Annotated in this window: 3 protein-coding genes and 1 pseudogene; 3 read left to right on the top strand and 1 reads right to left on the bottom strand. The window is 47.4% G+C overall.

The genetic code is table 11. The features are described 5' to 3' along the window. A partial coding sequence (locus B9Z46_RS15245) for a hypothetical protein (RefSeq protein ID WP_199220623.1) occupies positions 1 to 457 on the bottom strand: 457 nt, incomplete at its 3' end. Positions 458 to 467: 10 nt separating this feature from the next. Here B9Z46_RS15245 and B9Z46_RS14745 point away from each other — a divergent pair. From B9Z46_RS14745 to B9Z46_RS14750, 3 genes and pseudogenes are all read left to right on the top strand, one after another. Beyond that, the gene (locus B9Z46_RS14745; protein WP_199220624.1) at positions 468 to 3,470 is read left to right on the top strand and encodes an Ig-like domain-containing protein; all 3,003 of its coding nucleotides are present in this window, start codon (positions 468 to 470) and stop codon (positions 3,468 to 3,470) included. A 1,107-nt stretch (positions 3,471 to 4,577) separates the two neighbouring features. Continuing rightward, a pseudogene (locus tag B9Z46_RS15315) lies at positions 4,578 to 4,685 on the top strand (hypothetical protein); the annotation flags it as partial. A gap of 489 nt (positions 4,686 to 5,174) precedes the next feature. Further along, the gene (locus B9Z46_RS14750) at positions 5,175 to 12,323 is read left to right on the top strand and encodes a hypothetical protein (RefSeq protein WP_146179279.1); all 7,149 of its coding nucleotides are present in this window, start codon (positions 5,175 to 5,177) and stop codon (positions 12,321 to 12,323) included. The last annotated feature ends 106 nt before the right edge of the window (positions 12,324 to 12,429 follow it).

Below are 12,429 nucleotides of genomic sequence, written 5' to 3' on the forward strand. Positions count from 1 at the left end.
GTGCCAGCCAGGCGGTGGTCTCGGCTTTGGCCAGCGCCATCTCTAGCTCGGTTACTACTGCGCCTACAACGCCAACCACACCGACTACACCAACTACACCAACTACACCAACTACACCAACTACACCAACTACACCAACTACACCAACTACACCTGCTGCAACGTTCGATTTGAAGAACACCACCAGCTTGCAAGCGGCAGTGACCAAAGCGGCAGAGATCAACAAGACCACACTGAGTCCAGAGTCCTTGAGCAGCATTGCCAAGGTGGTCTCGCAAAGCAACACCTTGCTCAACACAGCAGCGCAAGGCGCAACGATTGCAGAGTCGCTCACCGCGATGTCCAAAACAGCGGCCGTAACGCAAGGCAGTGTGGTGGAGCAACTCAAAACTGCACTGGCCAGCACCACACCTGCTGCACCTGGCACAACGCCTAAACCACCCTCTGCCGCAGACATAAGTGCGGCATTGGGCAACATCGACAAAAGCTTTGCCGCTGGTGATGTCGCAAAGCTGGTCACAGAAGCCAAGGCCGGCGCGATTGCAGCTGGGGTGACAACCGATGCTGTGCCTGGCGGTTCCACCGTCAACGCCAACGCGACCGTTGTGACACCTGTTAAACCACCCGTAAAACCCGCTGGTGGTGGTGGTGGTGGTGGCGGCGGTGGCGGCGGTGGCGGCGGTGGCGGCGGTGGCGGCGGAAGCACCCCAGCTGTCGACACCATAGCGCCAACGATTGCGCTCACGACTACCAGCAAGTCTTTGCTCAAAGCTGGTGACACTGCGACGATCACTTTTACTTTAAGCGAAGTCTCAACCGACTTTGATGCATCTGACATCACTGTTGTCGGCGGCTCAATCTCAAATTTTACGGGTAGTGGCACAAGTTACACAGCTACTTTGACACCCAATTCATCCAATGCATTGGTGAGCGTTAGCAACAACAAATTTGCAGATGCAGCAGGAAATCAAAATGCTGACGAAACAGACACCAACAACTCGTTGACGTTCACCTACGACAACTTAGCACCCACAATCATCAGCGCCAATCGCTTGGGCAACAACATCTACCTCACTTACGACAGCGATGTGGATGCATCAACATTGCCTGCAAAATCAAATTTCGTAGTCAAATTCAATAACGTTGCAATCACATTGAATGATGCAACGCTAGGTTCAGATGGCAAAACAATTACGCTCTCCTTTGAAGACCCAGAAGACACCTACATTGGTTTAAATGCAGTTGTCAACGTGCCTGCCGTGCTGGATGCTGCAGGCAATTCAAGCGGCACTTCAACCAAAACAACCACGTCTGGCAATCCGCCCTCAGGATCTGTAGTGATCTCTGGGGCACCCGAGGAAGACAGCACCCTCACTTTGGTCGACACCATAGCTGACTTAGATGGCATCAACGGCAATATCGCTTATCTTTGGTACAAAAATGGCATTGCGACTAACGTTACAGCAAACAGCTTAAGCCTCACACAATCAAATGTGGGCGATATTTTCCGAGTCAAAGCAACTTACCTTGATTTGTTGGGCAATCAAGAAATTGTTTGGAGTACGCCTACCAACCCCGTACTAAATATCGATGACGAAGCCACAGGCGGCATTAGTATCAACGGCACACTACTTGAAGACTCTGTCTTAAACATTGACTCTTCAGCTTTACGCGACAATGACTTCGCCAATTCAACACCGAGCGGTTTGACTTATCAGTGGCTGATGAACAATAAGCCTATCCCTGGAGCGACAGCCAATACTTTTACGTTGACACAAGCACATGTAGGTAGCGTCATTACTGCCAGCGTGTCATACACAGACAGCTATGGCACCAAAACCACTGTCAGCAGTACTTTCGACGAAACAAAAACAATTGCGAATATTGACGATCCCTCCACTGGAAGCATTCAACTTAGCGGCGCCACTCCTAACAACCTTAGAGTTGGTGATGTACTCTCGGTTACATCCACTTTGGCAGATGATGACGGCATCCCAACCAGCGGCACTGGCGCATTGAGTTTTCAATGGAAAGCCGATGGTGCAGCCATCACAGGTGCAACTGGCACCTCTTACACATTAACCCGTAGCGAAGTTGGAAAAGTCATCTCTGTTGCTGCAGCTTACACAGACTTAGATGGCAAAGGCATCACAAACAACTTCAGCCAGTCCATTGCTGGCACAGTTCAAAACATCAACAACATTGGTACTGGCACAGTGACCTTGTCTGCCACTCAACCAAGAGAAGGCGAAACAGTTACTGCCAGCAGCACAACCATGGACGATGCGGATGGCATGGGCACCGTAACATACCAGTGGCGCCAAGACGGCGTCAACATCAGTGGGCAAACCTCAAATGAACTTCTGCTCACCGAAGCCATGGTTGGAAAAACGATTACTGTCATTGCCAGCTACACCGATGGCCAAGGGTTTTCAGAGTCTAAAACCAGTGGCAATTTTGGTCCCATTGCCAATTTAAACCAACTGCCAGTTGGCAATGTTTATGTTGCAAACAATTCAACCAATGTAAGCATTACAGCTGCAAGTGAAGACCAAGTTATCAAAATTGTCCAAAACTTGACTGACACTGACGTCATCGGCACCTTAAGTTACGAGTGGTTAGCCAACGACACCATCATTACAGGTCAGTCTGGTAGCACATTAACTTTAGGACAAGCCCAAGTTGGCAAGACAATCACGGCTCGTGTGAAATACACAGATAGCCATGGCACCAACGAAGCTGTCACCAGCACAAACTCGACGACAGTTTCCAACCTGAATGACAGCCCAACCGGCAACCTCACAATTACTGGCTCCCCAACGGTTGGTCAAAAACTTTCGCTCGTCAACACCATAACTGATGAAGATGGCATTCCTACTTCTGGTGCCAACGCATTCAAGTACCAATGGCTAGCCGATGGTCGCGCTATCAATGGCGCAACAGCCAATGAATTGGTACTCATACCTGAGCTGGCTGGCAGCAAAATTTCTGCCTTGGTCTCTTATATTGACGTTCAGGGCAATGCTGAATCTGTTGTGACAGTTACCACGGTGCCTATTGGCACCACTGTTGCTCGGGCGGGGTCATCTTTGGATGTTCGCGGCAATATTGGCTATGACATCTTGCAGGGATCAAACGGTAATGACATTTTCAATGTCTTTGCGAACGATGCCAGCGTTGCGGTAGATGACATTACTAGTTTTTCAAATACAGACGACTACATTTTGGTGGACTTAGGTAGCTTTTTTACGAGTACTCCAAACTTCTTAACGACTTATGGACTCACTGCTGGTCAAAGTGTTCCTGTAAATCGTTTTACTACAAGTACACCAACCACAGGAAATGCCACCTTCATTTACCAAGGTGGCTCATTGTTTTTCGACACCGATGGAAATGGTGCTACGGCTGCAAAAGAGTTGGTGAAACTCATCGGCACGCCCGCACTAACAGCAGACAAGATTGTTGTCTAAGCGCATCTAACGATCAGCAACCCTTGTATCAATGTAAATCACTTCCTGAACTAGATTTTTGAAATAGCGAGAAACATCATGGCATTTACTTCAATTAACACAACTGATGGCGTCACCACACTCAAGTTGACTTCGCTCTCAGACGTAAGTCTGGTAACCCTTGAGAGATCTGGCAATGGATACATCCTTAAATACACAGGCGCACTCGCAACCAGTGCAGGCAAAACCACAGACAATATCGACAGCACAGTCAAAAAAGTCAAGATAGTGATTGGTGTTGGCACACTTGAGTCTGTGCAAAAAGAGTACAGCCTTGGACTGAATGTAGGTGAAGTACGTCTAGACCCAAGCAACTCAAGCAAGACAGCTTGGGGGTCACTGATGAGTGAACAATTCCATTACGCATGGATAAACGGCACACCTGGCGATGACGCATATGACTTCACCGACTTAAATTCCCCAAGCAGTATTAGCAGCGCTACGCGAACGCTAATGGATACAAATATGCGTGGTATTTGGGTCGACCTCGGAAGTGGTAACGACACTGTGAAGGGCTCACCCTATGGTGATAATTTCAATGTGTCGGCAACAGGAGTCAAACGCATCGATGGCGACACCAATTTAGGCACAACACCCTGGGGCAACCCTGCAACCGATGGTGTTGATGTTTACATCAAACTAGACCCGGCTGATTACAGCAATACAACTGTCATCGACACATTGGTCTCGACAATTACAGTTTCATTAATTCCCAGCAATGACGCTGAATTTGTCAATGGCGGCTATACCCATGTTCTAAAGCGCGGGGATACAGTTCTCGCTTACTTGAAGAATATTGAGCAAGTTAACATTCAACTCTGGAAAGACTTCAATGGAGATGATCGGGTTCAGTGGAATTCAGACCCTGCACTGAATGAATCCAAATGGGCCAAAAATATTCAATTGGCTGTCAATGTTGGTGAGGTCAGGCTCGACCCCAACGATGCCACCAAGACAGACTGGGGCATGAAGCTCAGTGAAGCTTGGCACTACGCTTGGATCAACGGTACCTTGAGTGCCGATTCAATTGTTGCCGACGTTTTAATCAGCGATCGAACTAAAACTTTGATGGCTAACAACAAGCGTGGCTTATGGATTGATGCAGGCGCAGGCAACGACACCATCACTGGATCTGCTTATTCCGACAATATTCAAGGTGGAGCTGGTAACGACATGATCGATGGCGGCACCAATATCGCACCAACGGGCGATAAGGGCCAAGACGTCTTTGAAATACGCCTCACGGCCGCCGATCAAGCGACAGCTCAAACCTTACTCTCCAAGATTAAAGTCTTGCCATCTGACAATCCTAGCTATACATGGATGGTCCAACGCCTCAATGATTCGAGCGCAGTTGTAGAAACTGATTACCTGATCAACATCGAGGCTGTCAGCATCAATATCAGTCACCCCACCACCAACCAATGGCTTGCGGGTCGTTGGCAGTCCATTGCATTGGATGTGGGTGAGATTCGACTGAACAAAACAGACTCAAGCCTCACCGAATGGGGCTCTAAAGTAGCCGATCAAGGACACTTCGCATGGGTAAATGGTAATTCATCAACCGAGTCTTTCGATTACACAGGTGCAACTGCTGGCGCTGCCACGGTGACGGCCGCAACAAAAGCCTTGATGGACCAATACAAGCGCGGTGTTTGGGTCGACATGGGTGGCGGCAACGACAAGATTGTGGGCTCACCCTACGCCGATGGCTTTGGCATTTACGCATCAGCATTTGGCATCGCGGCCATGGGCACTCGCTATATTGACGGCGGCGATAACTTGGGTAAAGACCGTTGGGGGAACAATGCCAGTGACAACTTGGATGTTTATGTGGTTGACCAATCCCAAGCTGCCTTGATTAAAGTCAAAGCACTCACCAGCACAACTGGTGAGGAAGGTGCCGCGAAAACAAACGGCTTCACCAACAAAGTTGTCTTAACTGGTGCTGGAAACACTGAAACTGTTCTGGCTTACATCAAGAACATCGAATACGTCAACATCCAAATTTGGAATGACCGCAATGGGGACGGTTTACGGCAATGGGACCAGGACGCCACTAAAAACGAAATGACAGGTGTCTCCAACATTCGCCTTGTGGTGGATGTCAATGCAATTCGCGTCAGCACCACTGACGCCACCAAGACCGAATGGGGCTCCAAACTCTCCGATGCCTATCACATGGCATGGATCAATGGCACAGACGCCAATGACACCATTGTTGTGAAAAGCCTCGTACCTAGCAGTACAACTGCGCTTCAAAATCTTTACAAGCGTGGCCTTTTTGTTGATGCCGGCGCAGGCGATGACACCATTACAGGCAGTGACTACTCCGACAATATCGTAGGTGGTTCAGGCAACGATTTAGTAGATGGTGGACAACAAATTGCCCCCACAGGCACCAAAGGTCAAGACGTTTTTGAAATCCGCCTTGTAGCTGCAAACCAATCAGATGCTGCGCTGCTTTTATCTAGGGTCAAGGTATTACCTACAAGCGAACGAGCTGGCTATCAGTGGAAAGTTGAACAGCGCGATGCAAACAATGTAGTGGTTCAAGTTGACTATCTCAAAAACATTGAGGCCGTTAACATCAACGTCAACTCCCCAAGCAATCAATGGCTTGCTGGACGCTGGCAAAACATTGCCCTCAATGTGGGTGAAATGCGTCTTAACCCAACCGACAGCAGCAAAACCGAATGGGGTAGCAAAGTAAGCGATCAAATGCACTTTGCTTGGGTGAATGGCACACCCTCCAATGAGTTTTTTGACTACACAGGAACCACAATTGTTGGCGCTGAAACTGTCAGTGCAGCTGGCAAGGCATTGATGGATCAAAACAAGCGTGGCTTGTGGGTCGACTTGGGTGGTGGCACTGACGAAATTGTGGGTTCACCTTATGGTGACAGCTTTAATATTTCTGGCCCAGGCATTCGCTATATTGATGGCGGCTTGAATGACGGCACAACGCCATGGGGCAACCGAGCCATTGACACCCTTGATGTGTTTGTTTCTTCTAGATCGGCAGCCGCGACAATCAAGGTTTTCCCAATTGACCCTAGTGCTTCAGCAGGCACCGAAGAAGGTATTGCAAAAGCCAGAGCGTTTACAAGCAAAGTTGTAACCACTGACACTTCAGGCAACATTCTGACAGTTCTGGCATACGTCAAGAACATTGAGTTCGTCAACATCCAAGTTTGGACAGACATTAATGGCGATGAACAACGTCAATGGGACGCAGATCCCAACAAGAACGAAATGTCGTGGTATGGCAACATTCGACTTGCTGTGGATGTGAATGAAATGCGCCGCAGTGCCACAGACCCTACAAAAACCGAATGGGGCTCCAAAGTTTCAGAGCAATATCACTTTGCTTGGATCAATGGCACTGAAGGTGATGACACCATCAATGCCAAGACCTTGGTCTCAAGCAATTTGCTAGCCCTGCAAGATCAATACAAGCGTGGACTTTGGGTCGATGCTAGCCAAGGCGACGACAAGATCACGGGCAGTGACTATTCTGACAACATCAATGGTGGCCTAGGCAACGATGAAGTAGATGGCGGCAGCCAAATAGCACCAACAGGTGAAAAGGGTCGCGACGTTTTTGAAATTCGATTGGTCGCGGCCAACCAAGCAGATGCAAAAGCCCTGATTTCTTCAATCAGCATCCTGCCATCAGATCGATCAGAGTTCCAATGGAAGATCGTTCGACCAATTGCTGGAGGCGGCTCAGAAACTGATTACCTGAAAAACATTGAAGCAATCAGCATCAATGTGAACGATGCCAATAACACTTGGCTTGCTGGCCAGTGGCGGAATTTAGCGTTGGATGTTGGCGAGATCAGACTCAACCCCACTGACCCCACCAAAGTTGACAACGGCAATAAGCTAGTTGACCAAATGCACTTCGCATGGGTCAATGGTGTATCCGCCAATGAAAAATTTGATTACACAGGTACCGTAGCCAACTCTGAAACTGTCAGTGCAGCCACCAAAACTTTGATGGAACAAAACAAGCGTGGCTTGTGGGTCGACATGCGCGGTGGCGACGACATTGCAGTTGGTTCTCCCTATGGCGATAACTTCAACATTGTTCTTAAAGATTCAGGAATTGATTATTTTGATGGTGGCGCCAATTCAGGTACATCACCATGGGGGCAAAACGCTCAAGACACTGTTGATGTCTTCGTAGAAACAGATGCTGAGGCCAAAACAATCCAAGTTGTTAAATTAGTAGCACCTCAAATTACAACTGCAACTACCGATTCACCAGACGTAAACGTCTTTGGCTCAGGCTACACGCACAAACTCATGGCTGGCACCAGAACCCTCGCCTACTTGAAAAATATTGAGAGTGTGAACATACAGAAGTGGATTGATACCAATGGCAATGACCAACGTGATTGGCAAACTGAAGTTACCTATGTATCTGGATTTGGTTTAGCCGCCACAATCGGCTACCCAAACAATGGCGACGCCACGAAAAACACCGTTTGGATTAATGGTACCAATAGCTCAGACACAATCAATGTGCCTGAGCTACTTAAAACATTGCCCAGCTCAACAGATCCAAAACTCAATTGGGCCGGTACCAAATTAGAAATCAACATCAATGCTGGCCAAGGCGGAAGTGACACTATCGTAGGTTCATCTGGACCCGACATGATCACTGTAACGACTTGGAACAATGCAGTGAACTATGTAGATGGTGGCGACAACATTGGCCGCCAAACTTGGGCGAACTCAACGTCCACCAACGCTTACGACTCACTGCAATTGCTCTTTGACAAAGAAGGCGGCGCTCGAAGTGTTGAAATTTACAACGTTACTGCTAGCGATGATCCAGAGGCCTTTGCAAAAGGTTACCTTTACAAGATCAAAACTTTTGACAGCATCACCTACATTAAAAACGTAGAGCAAGTGGCTCTCAAAGTTTGGACAGATTTAAACGGCAATGGCAATAATGACTGGGGCAATGAAGTTGTGGGCTTTGGCTTCCCTGCTTTACAAACAGCTCAAGTTAGCATGGTCTACGGTGTCAAAGGAAGTAGTTCTGTACCACCTTCTAACTTTTTCGTCATGGGCTCAGAATTTACGCCCAACATTGATGCCAGTTCATTGATCAATGACTTCATTACCACTAGAAAGTTGTACCCAACATCGAGCACTGACTTACCTGCCAGCTTCAAGCTTTCAGACATTGCCAAAGTGTCTTCATCGTTTGGTGCTTACATTGCTGCTGGCAATGGTGATCACAACATCAAGGGAACTGACTTCGCAGATTACATTTTGGTCAGCAACAAAGGCAAAAACATCATCAATGGTGGCACTGATATTGGCTATTGGCTTTATAACAATACTTTAACCTTATCAAAAGACACAGTCAGAGTCACTGAAGAAGTCGAAATTCAGTCTGCGTACTTAGGCAAGTCATTTATCAAATTGGCAACTGGTACCGCCAAAGCATTCTCAATTGGACTTACACCTTCAAACGCAGGAGATGATGTAACTGGCACCTACACCGTCACAAACGATGACCGACCTTTTATTGTTCTATTGCCTAAGGCTGGAAAAGTCAGTTTCAATGCAACCAGCGACCAAATGCAGAAAATTTGGACTGACTTGCAGGATGCTGATACAGCAGCCAAATTCCAAACAGCGCTGGACAATGCCAAGGCTGTGGCTGATTTGAAATACTCAATTTTTGCAGGGTACGTTGATTTAGATGGCAATGGAACTCGTGAATTTATGTCTTTTGCCAACTTGGATGCCCCTGTTGTGGATTTGTCCAAGAACGAAGTTAGCTTTGCTTTGGCAGCCAATGTTGACAACTTCCTCTCAACTGCAAATCTACTGGGTTCAGACAGATTTAACAAAGAAAGACATCACCTGATCAACCTTGCAGACAACGCCAACTGGATCAGCGGTACAGCCGCGACATCTGCAGACATTGCTGCAATTACAGGTTTTGCTCTGGCCAAGGGCGTCGCACAAAAGGATTACAAATTTGCACTCGTTTCATACGATGACTTCAATAAACTTACTGGCGTCCAACTCATGGATGACATTGAAAGCATTGAATTTAGACTTTGGATTGATGCGAACCAAGATTTGAAACAAGGTGGCGCTGAGTTCTCTGGTACCTACCTGAATTACTCATTGGAATCTGACAATGCCATCCACCTGACTACTGACCTAGGGATGTCCATAGTTGGCGGAATGCAATATTCTGGAACTTACAGCGGAACATTCCTAAACGAAACCATTAATCTCAAGACTGAAATGCAGCCTGGAATTGGCGCTGCTGAACAGGCTAAGAACTTGGGAATTCGGATGGCTGATGTCAGTGGAAATGACAGCATCACTGGCACTGACTTCAACGACTTCTTTTGGCTCTGTGCTGGACAAGACACCATCGATGGTGGCAAAGGTAATAACGACAGAATTGCTTTCTATTGGAAACCAGCAGCATCAGGAACTTTGAGCACAACTCAAAGCGGCAATGTCATCACCATTGCGCAAACAGTTGCTGGAACTTCAACCAATCTAGCCAGAATTACCTTAACCGATATCGGCGGCACGATTGAGCAACTCAGTTCTACTTATGCATTGGGCTATGGTTCCAACACCAACTTCACAATTGCTGGAGCACCTGACACATTCAAAAATGTTGAAGAGCTCATTATTTTGTTGGATCCATCGCTTAAAAATACAGATGGAACGTATCAATACACCACAGGTGGGATTACGGATGTCAATCCATTTGTCTTAAAACTCAAACCGACTGCAGACTATCCAGTGGGCGCTGATGCCACCAAGACAACAATTAACTTTAACGGCACCCCTAATGGCGAAGTAATCGATGCTGCCGCCATGATGGCTGCCCTGCCTACATCAACTATTGCCAAAGATGATTGGCGTAACTCTAAGCTCAGCACCTACATCAACCTCAGCGGAGGTGGTGATACGGTTATTGGCACAGCCAATGCCGACATCATTGATGCGGGCATTGGCACAAATTACATTGATGGTGGCACTGAGATTGGCCGCACCAATTGGACACCCGCTTGGATTGAAACAGGGCGGTCTTATTGGGGCGCCGAAGCCCCCTCAGACCAACTCCGCTTCGAAATCAAGAGCACGGCTGAAGTTAGCAACCTCGGCATCATTAGATTGGATGCAGGCAGTTCTGGTACAGATCTTTCAGCCTTCAACAATGGCTACACAATCAAAGCGACCATGACGGGAACGAAGAATGGCGCTGCAGTCTCTTCCATCAATTACCTCAAAAACGTTGAGTATGTTGGTTTCCGTTTATGGAACGATGCCAATAACAACGGCATTCGTGAAAGTTCTGAACTGAGCTCCTACGGTTATATCAACCTGGACAAACCCATCGTCAATTGGCGCTTTATCGACCTAAACGACCCAGACTTCGGCCCTTTCTATTTCAACTTAAACGGTGGAAATTTTGTGAATGTGATCAATGCGCAATCTGCCATTGATGATTTCATTGCCAACAAGAAGGCTTATCCCGTTCCGTCCGTTGACAAAGTAACACCCGATTTACCAGCCAACTTCACGCTTTCCAGCGTGGTTAATTACGCCAATGCACGGGGTGCCTACATCATGGCGGGAACTGGCGATCACTACGTTACAGGTACCAACTTTTCAGACACCATTGTTGTCAGCAACACTGGCTACAACTGGATTGATGGTGGTACAGACGAGGGTTATGCAAAGTACGATACATCAACAGGTGCTGGCACCATACGAATCGCCCGAGATAACTACCGTGTTGCGCAATCTGTTGCAGATAATGCGGCTGTGTCCTTAACAAATAACGTCAGCGCTTCAAACTTTAAGGTTGTTCGTTTAAGTGATAACTACGACTTGTTAACGTCTACCACCGTAGACTCCGCTGTAACGACCCTCATTAGCAACGCCAAAACCAGCATGATGACGAAGTACAACATTGCTTCGGGCACTACGCCGGAGTTTGCTGTTGTGAAATATGACCCAGCTGCACCTACCACGGTCATAGGCATTGACCTGCTTCGAAACATTGAATTGTTTGATGTACGCAATTGGTTTGATTTAGACAACAATGGACGACCAACTGGTGCTGAAGTTGGAACAACCTCACCCGTATCCTATTTATTGGCAAAAGACATTACTGTTTATGAAACAGCTGACCAAGCTTACCAAGTCATTGCAGGAAAGTCTTATGCAGGATTGGCTACAGGTACCTCGTTTGCAGATACAGGAAATATGCAAACGTTGATGGATGAATTCCTTAACTCAAACAAAAACCTGTCAAATAACAACAAAGGTCTAATGATCGCCGACCAAGGTGGCAACGACACACTGACTGGCACTATGTTTGATGATTTATTCATGTTGAGTAGCGGCAGTGACACCTTGACAGGTGGCGATGGAACGCAAGACCGTGCAGCTGTCTATTGGAAACCAGCAACTTCAGGTGGTACGCCAAGCATCCAAGTTGTGAAGTCAACAGCCGACAAAACGATCAAAGTGACACAAACAATTGGTACCACAACAACGGAACTGGTGAGATTCACTTTGGTCAACACAGGTGGTGATGCAACGAACCCATATTGGGAAGCTAAGCATATGAACACCACCTATGCATTAGGCTGGTCCGACTCCAACTTTGGAACCGACAAACTGTATGGTATTGAGCAAGCAGTTGTAACACTGCATCCCGACCTGCTTAAAGCCGATGGTTCACCCACGATCACCTTAACAGGTCTCACCAATAACTCACTGGTGATTGACTTGAGTCTGAGTTAAGCAAGACTCGACTCAAGCCAAAAGGCAGCTGTTTCGACAGCTGCCTTTTTTATTTTTCATTTTGCAAAAACCCTTTGACTGGTGCCGTCGTAAAATACAAGTGTCA

This window comes from Limnohabitans sp. Hippo4 (assembly GCF_003063605.1).
Classification (GTDB): domain Bacteria; phylum Pseudomonadota; class Gammaproteobacteria; order Burkholderiales; family Burkholderiaceae_C; genus Limnohabitans_A.

Coding starts and splice junctions, on each gene's coding strand:
- B9Z46_RS14750 (WP_146179279.1), top strand. CDS start 5,175: ATGGGTGGCGGCAACGACAAGATTGTGGGCTCACCCTACGCCGATGGC.